This is a genomic window from Agromyces sp. Y575, assembly GCF_059445445.1.
Genome location: NZ_JCAIUI010000004.1, coordinates 365637 through 387565 on the forward strand (window position 1 = coordinate 365637; position 21929 = coordinate 387565).

20 protein-coding genes and 3 tRNA genes are annotated in these 21929 nt (G+C 65.5%); 11 read left to right on the forward strand and 12 right to left on the reverse strand.

Features of this window, described 5'->3' with window-relative positions; translation table 11 throughout:
* Positions 1 to 42: 42 nt before the first annotated feature.
* The 4 genes from ftsH to tilS form a co-directional block, all read right to left on the reverse strand.
* Positions 43 to 2058 carry an ATP-dependent zinc metalloprotease FtsH gene (gene ftsH, locus AC1C2U_RS17760; protein ID WP_495363089.1) on the reverse strand — a complete coding sequence of 672 codons (2016 nt, stop codon included), beginning with the start codon at positions 2056 to 2058 and terminating at the stop codon, positions 43 to 45.
* A 217-nt stretch (positions 2059 to 2275) separates the two neighbouring features.
* Positions 2276 to 2827 carry a hypoxanthine phosphoribosyltransferase gene (gene hpt, locus AC1C2U_RS17765; protein WP_495363090.1) on the reverse strand — a complete coding sequence of 184 codons (552 nt, stop codon included), beginning with the start codon at positions 2825 to 2827 and terminating at the stop codon, positions 2276 to 2278.
* A 38-nt stretch (positions 2828 to 2865) separates the two neighbouring features.
* Positions 2866 to 3288 carry a hypothetical protein gene (locus AC1C2U_RS17770; RefSeq protein WP_495363091.1) on the reverse strand — a complete coding sequence of 141 codons (423 nt, stop codon included), beginning with the start codon at positions 3286 to 3288 and terminating at the stop codon, positions 2866 to 2868.
* A 48-nt stretch (positions 3289 to 3336) separates the two neighbouring features.
* On the reverse strand, positions 3337 to 4446 hold the full coding sequence (gene tilS, locus AC1C2U_RS17775; RefSeq protein WP_495363092.1) for a tRNA lysidine(34) synthetase TilS: 1110 nt from the start codon (positions 4444 to 4446) through the stop codon (positions 3337 to 3339).
* Between the two features lie 92 nt (positions 4447 to 4538).
* Between tilS and ppa the strand changes: the two genes are divergently transcribed.
* Positions 4539 to 5024, forward strand: coding sequence for an inorganic diphosphatase (gene ppa / locus AC1C2U_RS17780; protein ID WP_495363093.1), 486 nt, complete (start codon positions 4539 to 4541; stop codon positions 5022 to 5024).
* A gap of 243 nt (positions 5025 to 5267) precedes the next feature.
* Here ppa and AC1C2U_RS17785 read toward each other — a convergent pair whose 3' ends face one another.
* Entirely contained in the window at positions 5268 to 6563 is a 1296-nt protein-coding gene (locus AC1C2U_RS17785) for a C40 family peptidase (RefSeq protein ID WP_495363094.1), read from the reverse strand.
* The gene (locus AC1C2U_RS17790; protein WP_495363095.1) at positions 6556 to 7875 is read right to left on the reverse strand and encodes a peptidoglycan DD-metalloendopeptidase family protein; all 1320 of its coding nucleotides are present in this window, start codon (positions 7873 to 7875) and stop codon (positions 6556 to 6558) included. The genes AC1C2U_RS17785 and AC1C2U_RS17790 overlap by 8 nt, the downstream gene beginning before the upstream one ends.
* 222 nt (positions 7876 to 8097) lie before the next feature.
* Between AC1C2U_RS17790 and AC1C2U_RS17795 the strand changes: the two genes are divergently transcribed.
* From AC1C2U_RS17795 to AC1C2U_RS17805, 3 genes are all read left to right on the forward strand, one after another.
* Positions 8098 to 8170 (forward strand) — tRNA-Glu (locus AC1C2U_RS17795).
* 65 nt (positions 8171 to 8235) lie between these two features.
* Positions 8236 to 8309, forward strand: a tRNA-Asp gene (locus AC1C2U_RS17800).
* 89 nt (positions 8310 to 8398) lie between these two features.
* Positions 8399 to 8474, forward strand: a tRNA-Phe gene (locus AC1C2U_RS17805).
* Between the two features lie 34 nt (positions 8475 to 8508).
* On the opposite strand, the gene AC1C2U_RS17810 is transcribed toward AC1C2U_RS17805, so the two are convergent.
* Entirely contained in the window at positions 8509 to 9747 is a 1239-nt protein-coding gene (locus AC1C2U_RS17810; protein ID WP_495363096.1) for a tyrosine-type recombinase/integrase, read from the reverse strand.
* Positions 9747 to 9944, reverse strand: a complete 198-nt coding sequence (locus AC1C2U_RS17815) for a helix-turn-helix domain-containing protein (protein ID WP_136710117.1) — start codon at positions 9942 to 9944, stop codon at positions 9747 to 9749. Before AC1C2U_RS17815 ends, AC1C2U_RS17810 begins: the two co-directional genes overlap by 1 nt.
* Positions 9945 to 10090: 146 nt before the next feature.
* Between AC1C2U_RS17815 and AC1C2U_RS17820 the strand changes: the two genes are divergently transcribed.
* Entirely contained in the window at positions 10091 to 10804 is a 714-nt protein-coding gene (locus AC1C2U_RS17820) for a hypothetical protein (protein ID WP_495363097.1), read from the forward strand.
* A 77-nt stretch (positions 10805 to 10881) separates the two neighbouring features.
* Here AC1C2U_RS17820 and AC1C2U_RS17825 read toward each other — a convergent pair whose 3' ends face one another.
* The 3 genes from AC1C2U_RS17825 to AC1C2U_RS17835 form a co-directional block, all read right to left on the reverse strand.
* Positions 10882 to 11343 (reverse strand): hypothetical protein, encoded by a 462-nt coding sequence (locus tag AC1C2U_RS17825; protein ID WP_495363098.1) that lies wholly within the window; start codon positions 11341 to 11343, stop codon positions 10882 to 10884.
* A gap of 480 nt (positions 11344 to 11823) precedes the next feature.
* Positions 11824 to 12720 (reverse strand): hypothetical protein, encoded by an 897-nt coding sequence (locus AC1C2U_RS17830; RefSeq protein ID WP_495363099.1) that lies wholly within the window; start codon positions 12718 to 12720, stop codon positions 11824 to 11826.
* Positions 12717 to 13394 carry a hypothetical protein gene (locus AC1C2U_RS17835; protein WP_495363100.1) on the reverse strand — a complete coding sequence of 226 codons (678 nt, stop codon included), beginning with the start codon at positions 13392 to 13394 and terminating at the stop codon, positions 12717 to 12719. The genes AC1C2U_RS17830 and AC1C2U_RS17835 overlap by 4 nt, the downstream gene beginning before the upstream one ends.
* A 72-nt stretch (positions 13395 to 13466) precedes the next feature.
* Between AC1C2U_RS17835 and AC1C2U_RS17840 the strand changes: the two genes are divergently transcribed.
* The 3 genes from AC1C2U_RS17840 (at position 13467) to mobF (ending at position 18337) form a co-directional block, all read left to right on the forward strand.
* On the forward strand, positions 13467 to 14135 hold the full coding sequence (locus tag AC1C2U_RS17840; RefSeq protein ID WP_495363101.1) for a hypothetical protein: 669 nt from the start codon (positions 13467 to 13469) through the stop codon (positions 14133 to 14135).
* 230 nt (positions 14136 to 14365) lie between these two features.
* On the forward strand, positions 14366 to 15304 hold the full coding sequence (locus AC1C2U_RS17845) for a hypothetical protein (protein WP_495363102.1): 939 nt from the start codon (positions 14366 to 14368) through the stop codon (positions 15302 to 15304).
* A 330-nt stretch (positions 15305 to 15634) separates the two neighbouring features.
* Complete coding sequence (mobF, locus tag AC1C2U_RS17850) at positions 15635 to 18337, forward strand: MobF family relaxase (protein ID WP_495363103.1); 2703 nt, start codon at positions 15635 to 15637, stop codon at positions 18335 to 18337.
* 656 nt (positions 18338 to 18993) lie between these two features.
* Here mobF and AC1C2U_RS17855 read toward each other — a convergent pair.
* Positions 18994 to 19533 carry a hypothetical protein gene (locus tag AC1C2U_RS17855; protein ID WP_495363104.1) on the reverse strand — a complete coding sequence of 180 codons (540 nt, stop codon included), beginning with the start codon at positions 19531 to 19533 and terminating at the stop codon, positions 18994 to 18996.
* 412 nt (positions 19534 to 19945) lie between these two features.
* Between AC1C2U_RS17855 and AC1C2U_RS17860 the strand changes: the two genes are divergently transcribed.
* The 3 genes from AC1C2U_RS17860 (at position 19946) to AC1C2U_RS17870 (ending at position 21797) form a co-directional block, all read left to right on the forward strand.
* Positions 19946 to 20548, forward strand: a complete 603-nt coding sequence (locus AC1C2U_RS17860) for a hypothetical protein (RefSeq protein WP_307042426.1) — start codon at positions 19946 to 19948, stop codon at positions 20546 to 20548.
* Positions 20549 to 20698: 150 nt separating this feature from the next.
* A complete protein-coding gene (locus AC1C2U_RS17865; protein ID WP_495363105.1) occupies positions 20699 to 21028 on the forward strand; it encodes a PadR family transcriptional regulator in 330 nt (109 codons plus the stop codon).
* Positions 21029 to 21062: 34 nt separating this feature from the next.
* Entirely contained in the window at positions 21063 to 21797 is a 735-nt protein-coding gene (locus tag AC1C2U_RS17870; RefSeq protein ID WP_495363106.1) for a hypothetical protein, read from the forward strand.
* Positions 21798 to 21929 lie beyond the last annotated feature (132 nt).

The window sequence follows — 21929 nt, forward strand, 5'->3', positions numbered from 1 at the left end:
GGCTCCCCTTCTTCGGGTCGACGGACTTGGACCGACCGACGACTACGCCGTGGCGGGGCGCGGGTTCGACCGGGGCGCGCGCGCCGCGGTCTCGTCGACGGGCAGCTGGCCGGAGTCGACTCCGCCGTCGACGGCACCCTGGTCGATCGGCATCTTCTCGGTCGGGAAGGCGATCGGAGGCCGGTCGGACACGGGGCGCTTGTCGCTCGACAGCCACTGCGGGCGCTCGGGCAACCTCTTCACGTCTTTGAAGATCTCGGCGATCTGCTTGTGGTCGAGCGTCTCTTGTTCGAGCAGTTCGGCCGCGAGCTTGTCGAGGATGTCGCGGTTGTCGTTCAGAACCAGCCACGCCTCGTCATGCGCCTGCTCGATGAGCGAGCGCACCTCGGCGTCGACCCGCTCGGCGAGCCGCTCGGAGTAGTCGCGCTGGTGACCCATGTCACGGCCGAGGAAGACCTCGCCGCCCGACTGGCCGAGCTTGATCGCACCGACGTTCGCGCTCATACCGAATTCGGTGACCATCTTGCGAGCCGTCGACGTGGCCTTCTCGATATCGTTCGACGCGCCGGTCGAGGGGTCGTGGAACACGATCTCTTCGGCAACGCGGCCGCCCATCGCGTACGTGAGCTGGTCGAGCAGTTCGTTGCGGCTGATCGAGTACTTGTCTTCGAGCGGCAGCACCATCGTGTAACCGAGGGCGCGCCCACGCGGCAGGATCGTGATCTTCGTGACGGGGTCGGTGTAGTTCATCGCCGCGGCAGCGAGTGCGTGGCCGCCCTCGTGGTACGCCGTGATGAGCTTCTCCTTGTCTTTCATGACGCGGGAGCGGCGCTGCGGGCCGGCGATCACACGGTCGACGGCCTCGTCGAGGGCCCGGTTGTCGATGAGCTGCGCGTTCGAGCGCGCAGTGAGCAGCGCTGCCTCGTTGAGCACGTTCGCGAGGTCGGCACCGGTGAAGCCGGGCGTCTTGCGCGCGAGCACCTCGAGGTCGACGCCGTTGGCGAGCGGCTTGCCCTTGGAGTGCACCTCGAGGATCTTCTGGCGCCCCTTGAGGTCGGGCGCGTCGACGCCGATCTGCCGGTCGAAGCGGCCGGGGCGCAGCAGTGCCGGGTCGAGGATGTCGGGGCGGTTCGTCGCCGCGATGAGGATGACGTTGGTCTTCGGGTCGAATCCGTCCATCTCGACGAGCAGCTGGTTCAGCGTCTGCTCGCGCTCGTCGTGCCCGCCGCCGAGTCCGGCACCGCGGTGCCGGCCGACGGCGTCGATCTCGTCGACGAAGATGATGGCGGGCGCGTTCTGCTTGGCCTGCTCGAAGAGGTCGCGCACGCGGGATGCACCGACGCCCACGAACATCTCGACGAAGTCGGAACCCGAGATCGAGTAGAACGGCACGGCCGCTTCACCGGCGACGGCTCGTGCGAGCAGCGTCTTGCCGGTACCGGGAGGGCCGTACAGCAGCACGCCCTTGGGGATGCGCGCGCCGACGGCCTGGAACTTCGCGGGTTCCTTCAGGAACTCCTTGATCTCGTGGAGCTCTTCGATGGCCTCGTCGGCGCCGGCGACGTCGTCGAAGGTGACCTTCGGGCTCTCTTTCGAGACGAGCTTCGCCTTGGACTTGCCGAACTGCATGACCTTGCTGCCGCCGCCCTGCATGCCCGAGAGCATGATCCAGAAGAAGAGGCCGATGAGCACGAGCGGCAGGAGGATGCCGAGCATCGAGAGGAACCAGTTCGGCTGCGGCACCTCGTCGTTGTAACCGTCGGCCGGGTTGGCCTCGTCGACGGCGGCGACGATGTCGGCGCCGCGCGGCGTCACGTAGTAGAACTGCACCTGCTTGCCGAGCTCGTCGTCTTCCTTGGCGAGCGTGAGGTCGACGCGGTTCTCACCATCGACGATCTTGACCGAGGCGACCTTGCCGTCGTTCAGCAGTTCGAGGCCCTCTTGCGTCGACACCTCTTTGAACCCAGAGGCGGTGATGAGGCTCGAACCGATCCACACGGCGACAATCGCCAGCAGAATGTAGATGATCGGCCCGCGCAGGATCTTCTTGATGTTCATGGTGCTGACAGGCTACCGCGGCGGTGCTGCGGGTCGGCTGCGTGTTCGCTGTGGGCTGCGCAGCAGGGCTCAGCGAACCAACAAACGCAGCCGCTGTGGGCTGCGCAGCAGGGCTCAGCGAACCAACAGGCGCAGCAGTCCCATGAGCCCGAGTGCGATCGCACCCCCTCCCATGCGATGACGCTAGGGCCTGCGACCCCATGAGCGCCCGGGAGATTCAGCTGTAGACGTGCGGTGCGAGGATCGCGACGTCGCGGAGGTTGCGGTACTGCTCGGCGTAGTCGAGGCCGTAGCCGACGACGAACTGGTTCGGGATGTCGAAACCGAGGTACTTGACCGTCACGGCGACTTTCGCGGCGTCGGGCTTGCGCAGCAGGGCGCAGATCTCGACGGACTCGGCGCCGCGTGACTCGAGGTTGCCGAGCAGCCAGCTGAGGGTGAGGCCCGAGTCGATGATGTCTTCGACGATGACCACGTGCTTGCCGGTGAGGTCGGTGTCGAGGTCTTTCACGATGCGCACGACGCCCGAGGACTGCGTGCCCGCACCGTAGGAGGAGACCGCCATCCAGTCCATCTTCACGTGCGGGCGCAGCTCGCGTGCGAGGTCGGCCATGACCATGACGGCGCCCTTCAGCACGCCGACGAGCAGCACGTCGCGGCCCTCGTAGTCGGCCTCGATGCGGCGGGCGAGCTCGGCGAGCTTCGCGTGGATCTCGGCTTCGGTGACGAGCACCTCGGTGAGGTCGGCCTCGATCTCGCGCGCGTACATTCCGGTCTGCTCCTCGTTGCTCGGCGGATGCCACGAGCCTACCGGTCGCCTCCTGTGGATGCCGCGCCGGTTGTCGTTGCACGCTGCGCGTCCCGCAGCCAGAGCGTCGTGATGACGATCAACGGCACCTGCGTGGCGGCGTAGACGACGTGGAATCCGTAGTGCTCGATGGTCTGCGCCGGCTGGAACGGCAAGAACCCGAGCGGGAGCACCGTGAGGATGCCGCCGGCGAACGAGAGCCAGCCCCAGACGAGGAGCGCCCACGTCGCGACCCGCCTGATGGGGCGGACGAACCAGCAGCCGGCCAGCACGAGCGTGATGAGCGTCGGCACGAGCGTCTCGGCGCTGAGGATCGTCTGCCCCGGGAGGTCAGCGACGTTGTGCACGAACATGCCGAGCCAGGCGATCGCCGCTGATGCCACGATCGCGACGGGCCATCGCCGCACTGAGGGCTGTTCCATGGCCCGACGTTGGCACGCCCCGCGCCCGCGCGCAAGGCGCGCTGCACCTCAGGCCGCGGTGAACACCAACAACTCACCGATGCGTGCAGCCTGGACGCCCTGCAGGTCGATCGGGCCCTGGCCGTGCCAGTCGGTGACGAGTCGTGCAACCTCGAGGGTCTGGGCGCGAGAGAGCGACACCCCGAACTCACTGCCGACGACGTGCCTGATGATGCGTTGGCGCAGCGCCGCCGGGTTCGCCGCGAGGGCGCCGACCGACACCGCGATGCCGGCCTCGGCGGGCTCGCAGATCTCCTCGATGAACTCCTCGATCTGCTCGGCGAACGCCGCCTCGTCTTCACGCAACTGCTCGGCGGTGCGCACGAGCGCCTCGGCGATGCCCGGCCCCAGCTCGGCTTCCAACACGGGCAGTATCCGTTCGCGTACGCGAACACGTGCAAAGGAGTCGTCGGTATTGTGCGGGTCGTCCCACGGGGTGAGCCCCGCGTCGAGGCATGCCTGCCTGGTCGTCGCACGGCGGATGCCGAGGAGCGGCCGGGCATAGCGACCGGCACGAGCAGGCATGCCCGAGAGGCTCGCGGCGCCCGAGCCGCGGGCGAGGCCGAGCAGCACCGTCTCGGCCTGGTCGTCGAACGTGTGCCCGAGCAGCACGAGCACTGCACCCGTCTCGATGGCGACGGCATCGAGGGCGGCATAACGCGCTGAGCGAGCGGATGCCTCGGGCCCGCCCTTGCTCCCTGAGCCCGTCGAAGGGACCTCGATCTGACGCACGATCACGGGGTCGAGCCCGAGCTCGCGCGCGGTCGCCGCTGCGGCGGCCGCGACATCCGCCGACCCTGCCTGCAGCCCGTGGTCGACGATGACGGCACCCGCGCGGAGCCCGGCGCGGGGCGCCTCGAACGCCGTGGCCGCGGCGAGCGCGAGCGAGTCGCCGCCGCCGGACAGCGCGACGAGCACGAGCTTTCCGCTCGCTGAGCCCGTCGAAGCGGGCTGGGCCGCCGCGTCCCTTTCGACAGGCTCGGGGAACGGGACGAACTCGGGCAGCACGCCGCGCACGGCGCGGCGCACGTCGGCGATCGGCGGTGTCAGTCGCGGCCGACGCGGGGTCGCGACCCCTTCGGCAGGCCCAGGGAGCGCCGTCGGCTGGTCAGGAGGCATCAAGTAATCTTATTCCGCCGATCGCGGCCGCTCCCGAACGGGTCGGCCGCAGGCCAAGCTTCGAGAAGTGCTTCCAGAAGAAGGAGAACACCATGGGCGAGTACGCCGCCATCATCGAGATCCCCAAGGGGAGCCGCAACAAGTACGAGATCGACCATGAGACCGGGCGCGTCTTCCTCGACCGGGTGCTGTACACGACCTTCGTCTACCCGACCGACTACGGCTTCTTCGAGAACACCCTCGGCGACGACGGCGACCCGCTCGACGTGCTCGTGCTGCTCGACTTCCCGCTCTTCCCGGGCGTGGGCGTGAAGGTGCGCCCCGTTGGAGTGTTCCACATGACCGACGACGGCGGCGGCGACGCGAAGGTCATCGCGGTGCCCGCGGGCGACCCCCGCTGGAACCACATCCAGGACCTGAACGACATCCCCGAGTTCACGCGCAAGGAGATCGAGCACTTCTTCGAGCACTACAAAGACCTGGAGCCCGGCAAGTGGGTCAAGACCGAGGGCTGGGGCGACGCGGCCGAGGCCGAGGAGCTCATCCAGAAGGCGATCGACAAGTTCCCGGGTCACTGACCAGGGCATGAACTGAGCGGATGCCGCGAGCTCGCGACATCCGCTCAGTGCGACTGCCGCGGCATCCGCAATGTAGGACGAAGGCCCCTTTGTAGGACATTCCGAACGGAAGTCGTCCTACAAAGGGGCCTTCGTCCGACAAACCGTCGCCGACGGATGGCTGCAGTGGCGGAAACGGACGGCGCGGGGCGAGCACGACGCACTGCGCCGGCGAGCGCCCGGCTCAGCGCTCGCACACCGGAATCAGCCGGCAGGGCGCGCTGCGGCTGAAGGGCTGCCCCAGATCGGCCACTCGCGCACGGGCTTGCCGTAGTCGGGCGCTTCGAGGATGCGGCCTCCGCCAAGGTAGATCGCGACGTGGTAGTAGTTGCCCGACGAACCCCAGAACAGCAGGTCGCCGCGCTGCGCGCTGCCGAGCGAGACCGCCTTACCGCGATTCGCGAGGGTGTGATACTGGTTCGTCGCCGAATGCGTGCCGATGCCGATGCCCGCCGCGGCGTACGCGGCTCGTGTGAGGCCCGAGCAGTCCCACGAGTCTGGACCTGCGCCACCGAGACGGTAGGGCTCGCCGAGTTGCTGGCTCGCGAACCAGATCGCCGTCTCGACGGCACCCGCGTTCGGCGGGGCCGGGTCGGGGTTCGGGGCCGGAGTGCCGCCGCCGCTGCCATCGCCGTTGCCTCCACCGCCGCCGGGCGCCGGGCCTGGTGCGGGCGCCGGGCCTGGTGCGGGCGCCGGTCGAGTGACTTCGGCGAGCGCCGCAGCGGCCGCTGCCCGCGCCTGGCCCTCGATGCGTTCACGTTCGAGCTCGGCGGTCGTGTCCTTCAGGGTCGCGAGCTGGGCGTAGAGCTCGACCGAACGCTGCTCCTGCGCCGTGACGGCCGAGAACGCGGCTTCTGCTGCGGCATTCGCCTCCGTCGCCTTCTCCTCCGCGAGTGCGGCGAGCCGAGTGCGTTCGGCAGCGGCGGCGGCGGCCTGGGCGCGCAGCGCGTCGGCGGTGTTGCGATCGGCGACCGCCTGCTCGTACACCGACTGCGACTGCTCACCGAGCTTGGAGGCCATGCCGAGCTGCTTCAGCAACCCGTCGGCGTTCTCGCCGGAGAAGACGAGCTCGGCGCTCAGGTCATTGCCGGCGGTCTTCGCGAGATGCGCGGCGAGGAGCCCAGCGCGCATCTTCGAGATCTCGGCGACCGCGTCGGCCTCGTCGGCCTGCCGGGCGAGCGTGCCCTCGCGTTCGGCCGCCCGATCGCGCTCGTCGACGGCGATGCGGTACGACTCGGCCGCGATCTGCGAGGCCTGCACCGCGACATCCGCCGCCTGTTGCAAGCCCGCGAGCAGCTCGCCGACCCGGTCGATCTCGGCCTGCTTGGTCGCTTCGTTGGTCTTCGCCTGCTCGATCTCACTCCACGACGGATAGTCAGGCTCGGCCATCGCAGGGCCGCCGGCCGCGACGACCGACGCCGTGACGGCGCCGACCGCGACCGTCGAGAAAACCGTCGCGGGCTTCACTCGCGACACGGGCCTGGTGCGGTTCTCAGCCAAGACTGATCCCCCGATCGGCCATGAAGGGAAGCGGGTCGATGCGGTTGCCGCCGCTGTACACCTCGAAGTGCAGGTGGCATCCGTCGGAGGCGCCTGTCGTGCCGCTCGAGGCGATGTTCTGGCCGGCTTCGACCCACTCACCGGCGCCGACGAAGCGCCCGCCGTCGCGGATGTGCGCGTAGCCGGTCCAGATGCCGCCGCCGTGGTCGATCTGGATGTAGTTGCCGTAGGTGCCCGAGTATCCCGAGAACCTCACCACGCCGCTGTTCGCCGCGTAGATCGGCGCGTCGCACCCAGTACCGAGGTCGACGGCGTAGTGGAAGTCGCCCGAGCACCCGTCGCCGGCGCAGATCGGCGAGCGTGGCCCGAAATCGCCGGTGATGCGCCCCGCAGCGGGCTTCGCCCAGCCGGATGCCGACGGCGTACCCGGCGTGCCTGCGCGCAGCGCTTCCTGTCGGCGCCGCTCCTCCTCCGCTTTGCGGACGCGCTCACCCTCTTCGAACGCCGCCGTGGTCTTCGCCTCGGTGTCCTTGAGGAAGGCGAGCTGGGCCTCCAGCTCGATCTTCTTCGCCTGCGATTCGGCGAGCGCGGCCTCAGCTGCGGCTTGCGCCTCCTGCGCGGCCACCAAGGCGGCCTCAGCGGCGATGCGCAGCTTCTCGCGCTCGACCTGGGCGACCTCGGCCTGGTCGCTGAGCGCGCGCGCCGTGTTCTTCTTCTCCTGCGCTCGGTCGTAGATGCTCGAGGTGCGCTCGACCATCTTCTCCATGCTGCCGAGCTTCGCGAGCAGCGCCTCCGTCGCCTGCGCGTTGCCGGCGTCGAGGAAGAGATTCACGCCCACATCGCTGCCGCCCGAACGGTAGAGCTGCGCGGCGACCTGGCCGGCGTTCGTCTCGGCTGCCTGAGCTTCGGCAGCGGATGCGTCGGCCTGAGCCTGGATCTGGTCAGCTCGAGTCACCGCCTCGTCGTACTTCTGCTGGGCGACGAAGAGTTCGTCGGTGCGGCGCTCGGCCTCGGCGCGAGTCACCTCGACATTGGTCTCGAGTTGCGCGATGAGTGCGATGACCTGATCGACGGCCGCGGCCCCCGCTGCGGTGTTCGCCTTCGCCGCCTGCAGGTCATCCCAACTCGGATAGGTGACGGCCGTCGCGGCCTGCGGCGCCGCGATGACCGGGCCGAGCAGTGCCGCTGCAGCGATCGCGACGACGGCACCCCAGCGACGCGAAATACTCGAGCGGCGCGACCGCGTTGCAGCGCCTCGAATCAGGCTCGTTTTGGCTCGAGCGGTCGGCCGTCGGTCTGTGGTGCGGTACATCTTTCCCCGTCCACGCGGGCTCGGGTCCCCGCGCTCCTCATCTCTCGGTTCGGGCACTGGCAGCCCAACGATAGGGGCGGGATCGGCGCTTTCCGGGCATTTGGGGCGCATGTCCGCGGATGCCGCATAGTGAGCCCCGCGGCATCCGCGCCCCTCGTTTTGCCATCTCGCGTGAGTGCACGTATGCTTGGCTGTCGGCGGGCGTGCCCAGCAATGCCCTCCGGCCCCATCGTTTAGTGGCCTAGGACACCGCCCTTTCACGGCGGCAGCACGGGTTCGAATCCCGTTGGGGTCACTGCACGACATACAATTGAATAACTCCGGTGCCGCAAGGCACCACGGTGTTGCAAGACACCACGAGGCCCTGTAGCGCAGTTGGTTAGCGTGCCGCCCTGTCACGGCGGAGGTCGCGGGTTCAAGTCCCGTCAGGGTCGCTCAGGCGACAAGCCCTTTCCCTTTCGAGAGAAGGGGCTTTCTCCTTCTCGAGGCAGCAGGTCCGGTGAGAATCGGGCGGATGCCCCGAGGCTCTGTAGCTCAGTTGGTAGAGCGCACGACTGAAAATCGTGAGGTCACGGGATCGACGCCCGTCGGAGCCACCATCGAAACCCCCGGTTGACCGGGGGTTTTCTTGTTTCAGCGGGCGATTCCGCGGGGACGCCCGCGAGGCTGTGCCATTAATGTGCCATTAAGGTTCTGATGGGTTCGCCCTTGTGCCATTCCTGGTTCGGGCTCGGCTGTCTCGTCGGCGTGCTTGAGTGCATCGTTCAGGACTGCCCCGGTGCGGAGCGCGACGCCCTCGCGAGCGCGTGAGTAGCGCTCGGTGACCTGGAGGCTCGAGTGCCCGAGCGTCGCCTGCACATCGGGTGCGCTGGCTCCGGCGTCGAACAGGATCGTGGCGAACGTGTGCCGCAGGTCGTGGATGCGCAGGTCGGGTCGGCCGATCGCTTCGCGCAGCGTCTCCCAACCGACACCCCGGCGGGCGTTGTGATTCGTGAGGCGTCCGCCGTCTGCTCCGTCGAAGATCAGGTCGCTCCCCCGCTTTCCTCGTGCGGCTTGTTCGGCATAGGGGCGCAGCGCATCGATCAATGGGACGTCGCGGGACTTGTGACTCTTCGGCGACTGCTCGATGAGCTCGCCGTGCTGGCCAGGGCTCAGCGACCGGCTGACGCGGATGATGCCGCGCTCGAAGTCGACGTCGCCGACGCGCAGCGCGGTCGCTTCCCCCGCCCGCATGCCGGTGTAGACGAGTGCGGCGAAGTAGCGCCGGTAGACGCCGTCGGGAATGAGTTCGAGCATGGTGTCGATCTGGTCGAGCGTGAGCGCCCGCGAGACCGGCGAGATGGACTCGCGCATGCTCGGCCGCTTGACCTCACGCGCCGGGTTGAAGTCGATGAAGCGCGAGCGGCGCGCGCCATCGAGCAGCCGAGAGAGCACCGCGAGCGCGTCGTTCTTTGCAGATGCCCCGCCGGGCCAAGCGACCATCGCGGACTCGATCATCGGCGACGTGATCTCTTCGAGCCGGTGCCGGCCCAGGCTCGGCTTCACCCGGAGTCGCCAGCCCACGCTGTAACTGCGCGCGGTCGCCGGGCGGACCGATGACTCGATCGCCGGCCTGTACTTCTCGTACCACTGCTCGAGCGTCATCGACCCGTTCGGGTTGCGGCCGGCGACCATTCTCGCGAGTTCGCGCTTGGCCTCGGCGAGCGTCAAGAAGGTGCGGGAGCGTTCGGCCGCGCCGCCCCCGACGCTCGGGCCGACGACGCGGATCTGGTATCGCTGCCGATCTGCGCGCCAGCGGATGCCCTCGGGGAGCGGCCGACCTGTGCGCGGATCGACCCGCGACGGGGTGTCTTTCGTCGGCCGCCCGGCCATCAGTGTTCCGTTCCGCCCCGCGCGAGCAGCTCGTCGATCGTGTCGGCGCTCCAGAGCAGGTGCTTGCCCATGCGGGCGTCAGGCTCGGGGATAAGCCCGTCGTGGCGCAGCTTGTCGAAGCTCGAGACCGGGATGCGGCACCGCTCGGCCGCCTCGACTCGGCTCAGATACTCGACCCTCCATGCGGTGTCGACCATGACGCTCCTCCTCGACTCATCGGCCGCCGGCTGACAGCTGACAGCTGGTGCATGCCGACCCACGCGCGGCTATTTGCAAGTACCTGAGATTATCACTGCGACGCGGGTTTCGGCAAGTATCTGAGTTGTGTGTCTAGACTCTAGCCATGGGCCTTCCCGAACCGTCCCCGTGGGCGAACCAGTCGCAAGACGGACTGCTCGACGCGACCGACCTGCCCGACGGGTGGTATCTCCCCAAGCGCTTCCCCGGCGAGCGGAGCGACGACGCGAGCGCGCAGATCGACGAACTCCTCGGCTACAATGACTGGGCGAACACCGAGGAACAGGCCCAAGAGCAGCAGGAGTCCGACCAGAACGAGACGATCGACGGCCGCTGGCGATACATCGAGCACAGCGAGACCCACACCCGAGTGATGATCCGCCTGCAGCGCCAGCTCCTCGCCGTGCCTGAGGAGATCCGCATCACCGGCGTGATCTACCTCCCCTGGCGCCCGGGCGACCCGATCACGAGCCAGCTCCTTCGCGAGCTGCCGACGGCCCGCATCGAGGCCGCGATCAACAAGCGCCTCTTCGCGATAAAGCGCACCGAGACGATCACGGGCGGCAAGATCGTGCTGCCCTCGGGCCGCAAGGTCAGCGAGCGCGATTTGCTCAAGCCGCTCGGCGACCCGAAGAAGGATCCGGACTTCTACGAGGTGGTCGCCCTGCAGCACGGCCGGCTCACGCAGCAGGGCGATGCGAATCCGAGCGCGACGATGGCGCGGATCAATAGGGTCGCGCTTTCGACTGCGCAGGGCTGGATCACGAAGACCCGCGAGCGCGGTCTGCTGCCGCCTGGGCGGCGCGGGCGCGCAGGTTAGCCCGAACGCCGCCAACGTTCAAACAGTGCACGGGGAACTCGACCTTGCGCGACAAGGCGCGATCTGGGCGCTCTCAATCAACTTGGAGTGCTGAGCACTGTCTCGAGCTGGTGACCAATTCCGGCCGCGACTTGCACGAAGGCGTCGCCGATTGCAGCGGAGACGCCCCAGATCCTGATCAAATGCGAGGTGGAGATGAGGGTGACGCCGAAAAGCGTCCGGCTGTACTTGCCCAGATTGTCGGTGGGCAACGCGATCGCCGGGAGCGGGAGAGTCGGGGGTCTCTCGATGAGCGACTCCGTGAAGACGGATTCGCCATGAGCGACGCCCGATAGATGGGAGTAAATCGCCGCTGCGTCTTCCTCCCAGCCGCACTCCTTCAGAACGCTTCTCACAAAGTCCGTGCGGGATGGGACCTTCTCCGCTGCCAGGACCTTTATGGCGTCGCGCTCGCTTATCGCTCGCTTGATGGCATCCGCGATCGATTCTGCAGAGAGCATGCTGATTCCGCGGCTCGCACCCGCTTCGAGTTCGGTCACGATCATTGCTCTCGCGCGGTGTTCGGCGCGGGTCGCAGTCGGGGCGCTCATCACCCACCAGGCGCGACCCCAGGTTTCGAGGAAGCTTCGCTCGATCGCCGCGACGCTCGGCCCATGGGAGGCCGGCAGCGTAAGCAAGCCGGCGATGGAAGCCAGGTAGTCCGTAGTAATTGCGACGTCGAGGCCAACTAGGCGAGCAGCAGCATTGACGTCTCTCGACCGATCGACTCTGAGAACCCCCGACGGGTGAGTCTCACGGACAGCGAGTTGAACTGGTTGAATCGCCGCAACCAACTGTTGGAGACAGTCCGCCACGGCAGCTCTTTGACCTCGAGTCGATCCGTAACCACTCATTCGGTGGAAGCCCTTCAGCCAAGGAGCGGAGCGCCGAAGATCATTGGAACCAGCAACACGACGGCGGCCACGCCCCAATGTACTTGAGGAGCCAATCCTGCAGCAGCGCCTCGCTTGCACTGGAATCTACAAACTCGGCGGTGCTTCCGCCATGTAGTCGAGCGAGCCAGGACGGCGATCCAAGTCATCTGGAAACTGCCCAGTTTCGACCAGTTGGAAGGTGTCCGCGACCTGCTGGTCAACCATACGAAGGAGCTCGAAAACGTCATGCAGGCGTCCACCGTGAGGAACCGCAATACTTACGGGCAATGCCATGTCACATTCTGCTTCGCGAATCGGAACGTCGGACATGATTCGAAAGATCGGATCCCCGTCCTGCACGGGATCGGTACCTGCGATCCACTCCCATCCGGGTCCGACGGCGTGGGAGAAGAAGTCGTCGCCATTGTCCAACCAAGCCCCAAAGCTCACATGATGCTTGTCCCGGGCGATGACATCCGCACGCAGAAGACCCTTGTGCTTGTCTGCAATATCGAGGTCATGGAGGATGACGAAAATGCCTTCCTCCACTGGCTCGAATGAGAACGGCTGAACAGCTTCAAGGCGACTCAGAATGTCCTTCGGAACTGATGACAACGGCCCCTTCACTTGCTCCTCCCATTGCTTGCGCGTTGTGCAAATGGGGAAATAGATCCTTCGAAGATGACGCGAGTGTGGAGTCCTCCCATCGAGATGTGCGACCTCCCAGGCCAGCGCATCCAGCGCAGACCGGTAGTTGTGAATGACATCGCCCAAGAGGAGTGACCATTCATAAACAGGGGCGGAGCGGTGCACACGGGCACAGAACGTGACAGTGCGCCTATCTTCAGAGAACTGTGCGGCTAGCCCCTTGGTCGTGCTGGTCGAGTAGAGCTCGGTGGAGGCAAAGAACTCGCCCCCCAATTGGCGAGCCCGCGTCCACTTGAGTTGCGGCCAAAGGGAGTAGTCAACTCCTGGTCGAAGTTGACGGACCGGCCCGTTCATGACCCAAGGCCCTTGTTGGGACGGTCCTTGTACCAAACCACATCCCGCCCCACCCGGTCCCCACGAGGACTGAAACCACAGCGGGTCAATATCTCTGAAACCGATTCGAAGGTTAGGCGGAACTCTTTCTCCAACTCACGGCTGGTCCAAGACTCGCGATCGCGAAGGAACGAACGTAGGTCATCCGAAATGTCATGGCACTGCACGGCGATCCGGAACTCATTCCGGATGCCTTCGTCTTTTGTCCGGCGCGGAGCCAACCATACGAAGCGAATCACCTGAAAGTAGGCGGCGAACTCGAACACAGTCTGCAGCGAATCGTGAACGTCAACCACAAACGACCAGATATCGTCCCCGCCGACGCCTTCGTTCGCACGCAACCACAAGCGATGGCCGAACCCATAGGAAGCCGAGAACGCTTCCACCTCGGCCGCGGAGACATCTCGGGCGATGAAGATCGGGCCGTCCACCCGGTCCGCGCCCTCGAACGACAGGATTGCGGCGATGGTGGTGTCCGTTGGCCACTCGCGCCAAAGTGCAATTCGCGCGGCGTTTAGGCCAAGACGTTCAACTTCATCGGCTACCGCGTCGAGGAAGTTAGGGGCCCGATCATAGATCTCAATCGGTCGGACGTACTCTTCTTCGGGCGTCCACCAAGACAGCATCACCTGCACCGGGCCAGCATGACATGGGCGCGTTGAGTCGCGTGCACGTCTAGCCGCGAGTCATGCCATACGTTCGTTCACATGCGCCTGACTCTCGAATCCGACCTGGACGGACCTGAGAACCGCCGTCTCTTGAAGATAGATGCGCCCGAATCGCAGTCCTTCGTGCACGCTGCACTCTTCGAGCACAAGAAATATGCTGACCCGCTCGAATCCGACGCTCTCGTCAACGCCACGGGCCACGTGCCATATCACTACGAGATCGTCTACATCAACCCGCCGCGAGGCGAATGGGTCCCGCCCAGCATCCGAGTTCCTTTCGACGTGAGCGTGGGAACCTTCGCGACGTTTTTCGGCCCAGAGATCACGGATGAAACTCCGCATCTCCGATTGGCTGCAAGAGGTCCGCGGGGAGATTCAGGCTTCTACCCGGCCGAAGTTGTATTCGACCTGATCCGTAACGGCTTCGAGATCTACGGCTATGCGGTTGCCGGGCTGGCGCTAGTTCAATTTGCAGCGAGACGACGAGCAGGTGTGCCATTTGAAGCTGTGCACCGCTGGAAGAACACTGGCAAGGCCAATCACGAGCTTGTGCGATTCGTTCAGCGTCAACCTGAGTGGACGGCGACCTCGCTCGCAAATCTGCTCCAGTCGTCTCCAGAGGCGTCCCGATCACTACTGCAGCTTTGCGGCTTTCACCCGATCACGGAGAACGGTCTCTGGTGGCGCACCCCAGACGAAGCCAGCTGATCCACTGCTGGCAGGGCGATGCGAACCCGAGCGCGACGATGGCGCAGATCAACAAGGTCGCGCTGTCGACCGCTCAGGGCTGGACAACAAGGGCGCGCGAGCACGGGTTATTGCCGCTTGGAAGGCGCGGTCGGGCGCGTCAGCGGAAGGCCTGTCCGCGATTCGATGCCGTGGGATTTTGGCTCGCAGACTAAACACACTGCCGACTCCTGTCATCCATACTTGTGCCCATGCGCCTTGCCGACCAGCTACCCCAGATCGAGGTGTACCAGAACGCCTGGGCGCATGCGTTGATAGCCCTCGGGCTCCTGATTATTTCGGAGCGGCTCGGCAAGCTTCTAATCACTTACCGAAATGACTATCAGCCGATCACAAGCCTGTTCCAGGTCGAGAGCAGCGTGGGGTTCAACGCCGTCTACCGCGTGTTGTTTACGCCGCTGTGCATCGTGGGCGTGGCGATCGCCCTCTACGCACTGGATCTCGACTGGCTAGTCGTCAACATTTGGACAGTTTCCGTTTGGTACGCGGTGCTGCAGGCCACGATGATCATCATCGGGGCGCGCTGGGCGCTAGTCCACAAACTGCAGTTCTTCGTGTTCCATGCACTTTCGATCGGGATTTCGTACTTCTTGTACGACGTTCTCATCAAGAACGGGTTGAGTCGACTGCTCCCAGATGAGGCCAACCTGCGAACGGACCTTTGGCTTGTCGTCATCCTTTTCCTTTATGGCCTTTTCCAATCCATCCGCCGGAACGATGACCCTTCCAAACGGACCACATACGCGCTCAAACGGGCCCAGAAGTTTCGACGCAAGTTCGCCCATGTTCTCGAGAAGTATGAGCTTGGATTTCAGGACATCCTCCTAGCGGTGATGATCTTCGAGGATTTCAACCGACCAGCGGTGGCGCGCATTTGGGAGAACTTCACGGGGGCTCACACGAGGACAATCATGCAGGTACCCAACGTCTCAACGGATGAGCAGGGCATCATCGCGACAGCTGAAGTGATGCTGCCCCTTTACAAGAAGTACATGGCGGTTCCAGCCGCAGATACGTGGCCTAAGAGCCAAGCCCTCAGGGCGATCTTCGAAGTCCATAACCCAGATGCATACGAATACGTCTCTCGAGTTGAAGAGTTGTACAACGACATCAAGCGAGAGGCGGTCTGATGTGCGCACGGATTGCTCCGGCGCCTCCTGAGCGCCAAGAGCGTGGGCTGCCCTAGGCATGGCAACGCGCCGTGGCTACGGCGGCGAGGAATCAGCGCTCGGCTGCGCGTCACCGTCGGTTGCAATCTCTTCCCCATCACTTCTCGCGAAAGCCATGCGTACAGCCGACAACATCCTCCCGTTAACCTGCGCAGCCCGCTCCACTCCAACCTCGCTGCTCATATAACGCTCCCAAGCAGCCTCAAGTTCTTCCCGAAAGCCATCCGAGTCTGAATGGACGTATGCTACCGTAGATAGTTGCAAGAATCTGAGCCAGCTCGGAGGGTGGCGATGAAAGGCGGCGTAATCCTGTTCCGGGGTTCCGGGGCAGACGCGCGCCGCTACCTGGAGTCCGATCGATCCCGCGCTGACGAGTACTACCTCGAGGGCGGGACATCCCTCGCCGAGTTCTCGGTCGTCGGCGGCGATGGCGAGGTGATCGGCGAAGGCGCACTCACCCCAGACCACTACGCGCAGTGGGTGGACTGGATCAACCCGCTCACCGGCGAGTCGATGGGCACGCCTCGCCTGCCAGGAGACGACCGGCAGGGATCGCCGCGGTTTGCCGAGATGGTCGTGAACGCCCCGAAGTCGCTGTCGATCGCAGCGGCCTTGCACCCTGAGGTATCCGTCGCTCTCGATACCGCGCAGCGCGACTCGGTCGCCGCGATCCGCGCCTGGCTCGGCCAGCATTCCGTCACTCGCGTCGGCCCGCGCGGAAGCCAGCGGGTGGTGCCGATCGAGCAGCTGGAGACCGTCTCCGTCTCGCACAAGACCTCTCGCGCCGGCGACCCGCACCGACACATCCACTTCCAGATCGGGACGCGGGTGTGGGCAGCCGACGCATGGCGCGGTCTCGACACCGCGGCACTGTTCCGACAGCAGGGCGCGATCCGTTCGCTGGGCACGGCCGTCATCGCGGCGCACCCGCTGCTCGCGGCCACCCTCGACGCCCACGGTCTCACCCTCGATCCTGTGACGGGCGAAGTCGCGGAGTTGCATCCCTTCAACGCCGCGATGAGCAAGCGGTCAGAGCAGGTCGCGCGAAACCTGGCGCACTTTGAGAAGGATTGGCGCACGAGGCATCCCAACGAGGAGCCTGGCCTGGCCGCGATATCGCGGCTGATCGCGATGGCGTGGGATCACGAGCGGCCCCACAAGCGGCCGACCTCTCTCGGCAGCGAGGCGGCATGGCGTGCGGAGCTCGAGGACGCCGGCTACCGCCCCGACCTCGAGCGCGCTCCGGCGCACCCGCCGGTGTCGCTGGAGGACGTGAGTGCTCGGGATGTCGCATCGCGCGCGCTCGACCGTTGCGCGGCTGCGGCATCGACGTGGACGGTGCACGACATCCAGGACCGGGTCACTCGCATCATCACGGAAGCCGGCGTGCGCGCCGATCCCGAGCCGCTGCGCCAACTCGTCATGCTCACGACACGGCTGGCGGCGGATGATTGCCTGTCGGTCCTGCCACCTGACAGCCCGCATCCCGATCACGTCGCACACCTCACGAGCCTGCACGTCATCGCCGCCGAGACCCGGCTGCGCGACCTCCTCGCGGCGCGGGCCGCGTATGCGGGTCGCCGACGCGCACCAGACCTGACGCACGTCGCGCGCCGCCACCGGCTCGACCCGGCGCAAGCGCGAGCGGCCGCGGCCGTGGCATCCACCGACCCGCTCGTCGTCGTGGAGGGCGCGGCCGGCGCTGGCAAGACGACCATGCTCGCCGCCGCGATCGAGGCCGCCGCCGCGCATGGCCGCGCGACCCGCGTGGTCACGCCGACGAAGAAGGCCGCCGAAGTTGCACACCAGGAACTCGGCGTTGCAACCGACAGCGTCGCGAAGCTCTTGTACGAGCACGGCTGGCGCTGGAATCGCGACGGTGTCTGGACCCGGCTGGCCGTTGGCGACATCGACCCCGATACGGATGCCTCGTACGCCGGCCCCGCGGCATCCGCTCGTCTTACCCGCGGTGAGCGAATCGTGGTCGATGAAGCGGGCATGCTCGACCAGGACACCGCGCTCGCGCTGCTGACCGTCGCCGACGAGCACGGAGGCACCGTCGCTCTGGTCGGCGACCGTGCGCAACTCTCGGCGATCGGCCGCGGCGGCGTGCTCGACATGGCCGCGCAACTCCTCCCCCGCGTGCACGCCATGACGACCTTGCACCGCTTCGCCGACCCCGCGTATGCCGCGCTCACCGTGCAGATGCGACGCGGGGAGCATCCAGTGGTGCTGTTCGACCGCCTCCATGCGCTCGGCCTCGTCGTGATGCATGAAAGCCCCGATTCCCTCCATGACGCGCTCGCACGTGAGTGGCGTGACGGAGACGCGGTAACCGTCGCGACGAACGACGAAGCACGCGAATTGAACACGCGCATCCGCGACGAACGGGTCCGGGCTGGCCACGTCGACGACTACCACACCGTGACCGGAAGCGACGGCCTGAGCATCGGACGCGGCGATGTGATCCAGACCCGGCAGAACGACTCCTCAGTGCGGGTGGCGAACCGGCAGACCTGGATCGTCCAGAGCGTGGGCGACGATGCCGCGGTGTGGGCGAAGGAACACACCTCGAGGAGGAGACAACGCACTGTGCGACTGCCGGCGGAGTACGTCTCCGAGCACACCCATCTGGCGTACGCGTCGACCGCCTACGGGATGCAGGGCGCCACTGTGCGAGAGGCCCACACGATCCTCGGCGACGCCATGGATGCGGCCGGCGTCTATGTGGGCATGACCCGAGGACGTAGCTCCAACCGCCTGCACCTCGTCGCAGCTGACCCGGATGATGCACGGGAGCAGTTCGTCCTCGCGACGGAGCGCGACCGCGCCGATCGCGGGCTTGCGAACGCGACGGCCGCTGCGCGAGAGTCCGTGCGCGGCCTCTCGACCGGTAAGGACAGGCGGCGTCGCGAAGTACGTCTGCCGGACCGGAACATCTTCAATCGCGACACCACAACCCGGAGCACGCCGGAGCTCGGCCTGAGCCGATGACGTGTTGGGCCTGCGCTGACTTGGTATTTGTGGCAGATACGCGGCTGTGGCCGGAAGCGGATCTGGCTGCGGACGGCCGGTGAGGGACCTCTATCGGGCCTCCAGTGACGGCCGATCGACGGTGGCGCCAGAAACGTTCAAAACCCCGAGTTTCGACCTCACTCCCTGGGCTGCGCCCTGAGCCGCAGGATCAGGCATTTCCGTCCCTCGGTCATCGACGTTCTGACCACGTCGAAAACAACGGGTCTGAAACGGTCGATTCTGACCTCTGAAGTTGCGGCGATCTGAATCTGTTCGTCACCACAGCGGACGACGCCCGCTGCGATAGCGTGTGCCCAACTGAAGCGGGGATCACTATGGAGTGGGTAGTTGTGGCGCTGGTTGTCGTCGTCGTGCTCGCTGCCATCGTGACGACGCTAATCGTGCGCGAGCGCCGGAATCGTTCGCTTGGCGAGCATTACTCGCAGGCCCACGGAGATGCGTCTCATGCTGAGGCGATGGGGCGTGCTTCTGCGGCGGGTGCTTCGCGTGGCACCGGGGTCGGAAGCGGGAGTCCCTGACTCATCCGCGTGACGCCAAATAGCGGTCGTTTCTGGGATGACTGACGGCGCGGCACCGATCTCCACCGCGGAGTGCACCCCCAGAGCGGGGCGAACTCATTTTGCCGGTATTCGGCTAAACGCTCCGCCCGGTGGTGGCGGCGGCGCTCCGTACCAACGCGGCTCAGGTTCAACAAAGAAACCGGTGGGATATCCCTTCCGCTCCTTCTCAACTGCCACTGCTCCCACAAAACTGAGCTTCGCGAGAAAAAAGTTGGTGAATTGCAGGCCGCCGTGAACAGCCACGGTGCCGATCCTTAGAGGAACATGATTGAAATAGAGTTCTGCCCTCTTCACCACGATCCGATCGGGTGGCTCCAGCTCCATCTCTAAGATCACTGCACCGGGCCCGGTGCGGATCCTCACGGATGTCCCTGTGAACGACACGTCCCATGCCGCGCTACCCACGCTCAGCTCGCCGTCCACAATTCTCAGCAGCGTGCGGTTGTCCATATCGCGAACTTGTAGATCGATGCGGAGGTGATTGTCGAGAATTCGTGCGCCGATGACAACCGCTCCATCCACAATTACGCCGCAGGACGCGTTCCGAGACTCAGGTGCGGCAATCAGCCCCAGGTTTCCCAGCATGAACGTCATCCGCCTGTCGAAGTAGAGAGGGTGTCCTGCCGTGAATGCGCTCCCAATGTTGGCCGGCGAGCCGTTCGCCACGCGGACTGCCGCTGTCGGTAGTCGACCTGCCGTTTTCTCTCGGTGATGAAACGGGCAAAGTAGCGTCATGTGCGCTGGGTCATGACCGGTCGCTAGGAACCCGTCAATGTGCTCGAAGTCGAAAACAGGGCTGCCACACATGACACAACCGAAACCACAACGCTGCTTGATAGCGAGTTTCATCGCGCTTGGGATGGGAGGGCGTCCGGGCACAAGCCGAGGTTATCGCTTGGTGCTCGTCGCGGCCGGGATCGCCCCAACAGAAGCGACGGTTTAGAGAGCACAGTCAATATCGGTCGTTATCGGCAACCCCTCGACGGGCCCGTGGAATGCTGAGCGCATGGATCTAGAACAGCTCGCTGAGCTCCCGCTTTCTGACCAGTGGACGTTCGTGCGCGGCAGGATCGCTGAGGCGTCCGTCGAGCTGGATGCCGCCCTGCGCGGTTTGCATGCTCAGCTACGGGGTCTAGACACGCGCGAGGCTCTTCTGTCGGCTTCGCAGAACTGGACGATCGTTGCCGATCAATGCCGGACGATGATCGCCTGCGCACCTGTACCTAATGCTGCGATTCACTCGGCGATTGGAGCGGCGGTAGACAGCGCCGCCGCAGCGTATGACGAGCGCAACCGTTACATGCATGACCTACTCGCTGCCGACGTCGCCGACGAATTAATCCCCGACCCGAATCGCATCAAGCAGACCAATGACTACTACCTGCTGCGCCTCACGCAGAAGGCGGGCGTTCCGGCGGTCACACTCGTCACACTAGGCAGAGCCATCGAGGTCGTGCTGACGCTCTCGGCTGAGACATGGCGACTACGGGCGGCGCGCGGATACCTGGCAGGACAGACCACCTGGCGGTCGTTGCTGCTGGGCGACGTTGAGGGCGGGTGGAACGGTACGGTCACCTGGACGTATGGCGGCGCTGAATCCGACGCGTGATCCTCCTTCGTGTGGCACCACCGAAAACGATCGGTATTGACGATGCTCTCAAACCGTCGTTTCTGGACCACGGCGCCACGACGAGGCGGAGCGACCGGCCTACTACGCGCAGTTGGCAGAGTATTCCAGTCGATGGAGTATGCTGACGGCATGGCGAACGAGATGCGTGAGCCCACGTTCTGGGTTCTCGTGGCACTGGCAGGCGGTAGGCGACATGGCTACGCGTTGATGCAGGAAGTGCGCGAGGCCTCGGAGGGTCGAGTTGAGCTCAAGGTGGCATCGTTGTACGCCGCGCTCGAGCGACTCGAAGGAGAGGGTCTCGTGGCCGTTGACGGTGATGAAGCCGTCGACGGTCGCTTGCGCCGGTACTACCGACTGACTGATCTAGGTGCGCAAGCGCTTCGGGCCGAGGTGGCGCGCATCGAATCGAACGCGAAGCACGCTCGTGCGCGCCTCTCCCTGAGGCCGACGCCGGGGTAACCGGCACAGATATTTCGAGAGGAACAGCACGACGATGGCCATTTCTCGTTCGGATGAGTATCGGCGGATGCTGCGCTGGTATCCCGCAAGCTGGCGCGCTCAACACGAAGACGCCGTCGTCGCCACCTTGCTTGATCAAGCGGACGCCAGGGGCGACACGGGACCGACGATGGGTGACCGATTCACGATGGCAGTGGGTGGAGTTCGGAAGTGTTTCGCCAGCTCAGGCGGTCGCCGCGTTTCTGTGGTCCTGCCACTCGCGGTGGCAACTGGGTTCTCGCTGTTCTACTTTTCAATGATCGCTTGGTCGCCGGGCGTGCGCTACCCGGGCGCCCTTGGGTCATTCACGAATCCGTCGATCGCTGTCGGCGTTCTCGTCGTCGTCGCGTTGGTACTCGCGTTGTCCGGCCGGGACGCCGTCGCGCGTGCGATCGCGTTGATTGCGGCTGGGACAGAAATGGCGATCGCGACCTTGGCCGGCGTCTTCGATTGGCTCGGCCCGAGCCTGCCAACTGCGGTGTTGGTCGCGGGTCTTTGCGTGATCGCGGCACTGCCGTGGAACGGGCGTATCGCAGCGGCCGTCTCGCTGGGGGCTCTGGCGGCGCTGTCAGTGTTCCTTTTGGGCATGGAAACAGTCCGCCATTCCGGTCTGGGTCTGGAAGTCCTCGCCGCCGGTTTTGAAGCGCTTGTGCTCGGCGGTGTTGCTATCGCCGTCGGGATCGCAGCTCGTCGCGCGGCACGATTCGAACAACACCTCGGTCGGGCGTGACGGCTGCAGCTCTCACAAACGTTCGTTCCCGACCACGCGCTCTAACTGTATTTCCCCGTGAGGTTGTGAACGCGGGCTGAGGGTGTGAGGCCGCCGATGCCGGTGTGGGGTCTGTGGTGATTGTAGTGATGC

What these genes read in the sequence shown, in the direction of transcription:
- ftsH (WP_495363089.1), bottom strand. Translation starts at nt 2,058, where the DNA reads ATGAACATCAAGAAGATCCTGCGCGGGCCGATCATCTACATTCTGCTG.
- hpt (WP_495363090.1), bottom strand. Translation starts at nt 2,827, where the DNA reads ATGTACGCGCGCGAGATCGAGGCCGACCTCACCGAGGTGCTCGTCACC.
- AC1C2U_RS17770 (WP_495363091.1), bottom strand. Translation starts at nt 3,288, where the DNA reads ATGGAACAGCCCTCAGTGCGGCGATGGCCCGTCGCGATCGTGGCATCA.
- tilS (WP_495363092.1), bottom strand. Translation starts at nt 4,446, where the DNA reads ATGCCTCCTGACCAGCCGACGGCGCTCCCTGGGCCTGCCGAAGGGGTC.
- ppa (WP_495363093.1), top strand. Translation starts at nt 4,539, where the DNA reads ATGGGCGAGTACGCCGCCATCATCGAGATCCCCAAGGGGAGCCGCAAC.
- AC1C2U_RS17790 (WP_495363095.1), bottom strand. Translation starts at nt 7,875, where the DNA reads ATGTACCGCACCACAGACCGACGGCCGACCGCTCGAGCCAAAACGAGC.
- AC1C2U_RS17810 (WP_495363096.1), bottom strand. Translation starts at nt 9,747, where the DNA reads ATGGCCGGGCGGCCGACGAAAGACACCCCGTCGCGGGTCGATCCGCGC.
- AC1C2U_RS17815 (WP_136710117.1), bottom strand. Translation starts at nt 9,944, where the DNA reads ATGGTCGACACCGCATGGAGGGTCGAGTATCTGAGCCGAGTCGAGGCG.
- AC1C2U_RS17820 (WP_495363097.1), top strand. Translation starts at nt 10,091, where the DNA reads ATGGGCCTTCCCGAACCGTCCCCGTGGGCGAACCAGTCGCAAGACGGA.
- AC1C2U_RS17830 (WP_495363099.1), bottom strand. Translation starts at nt 12,720, where the DNA reads ATGAACGGGCCGGTCCGTCAACTTCGACCAGGAGTTGACTACTCCCTT.
- AC1C2U_RS17840 (WP_495363101.1), top strand. Translation starts at nt 13,467, where the DNA reads ATGCGCCTGACTCTCGAATCCGACCTGGACGGACCTGAGAACCGCCGT.
- AC1C2U_RS17845 (WP_495363102.1), top strand. Translation starts at nt 14,366, where the DNA reads ATGCGCCTTGCCGACCAGCTACCCCAGATCGAGGTGTACCAGAACGCC.
- mobF (WP_495363103.1), top strand. Translation starts at nt 15,635, where the DNA reads ATGAAAGGCGGCGTAATCCTGTTCCGGGGTTCCGGGGCAGACGCGCGC.
- AC1C2U_RS17855 (WP_495363104.1), bottom strand. Translation starts at nt 19,533, where the DNA reads ATGACGTTCATGCTGGGAAACCTGGGGCTGATTGCCGCACCTGAGTCT.
- AC1C2U_RS17860 (WP_307042426.1), top strand. Translation starts at nt 19,946, where the DNA reads ATGGATCTAGAACAGCTCGCTGAGCTCCCGCTTTCTGACCAGTGGACG.
- AC1C2U_RS17865 (WP_495363105.1), top strand. Translation starts at nt 20,699, where the DNA reads ATGGCGAACGAGATGCGTGAGCCCACGTTCTGGGTTCTCGTGGCACTG.
- AC1C2U_RS17870 (WP_495363106.1), top strand. Translation starts at nt 21,063, where the DNA reads ATGGCCATTTCTCGTTCGGATGAGTATCGGCGGATGCTGCGCTGGTAT.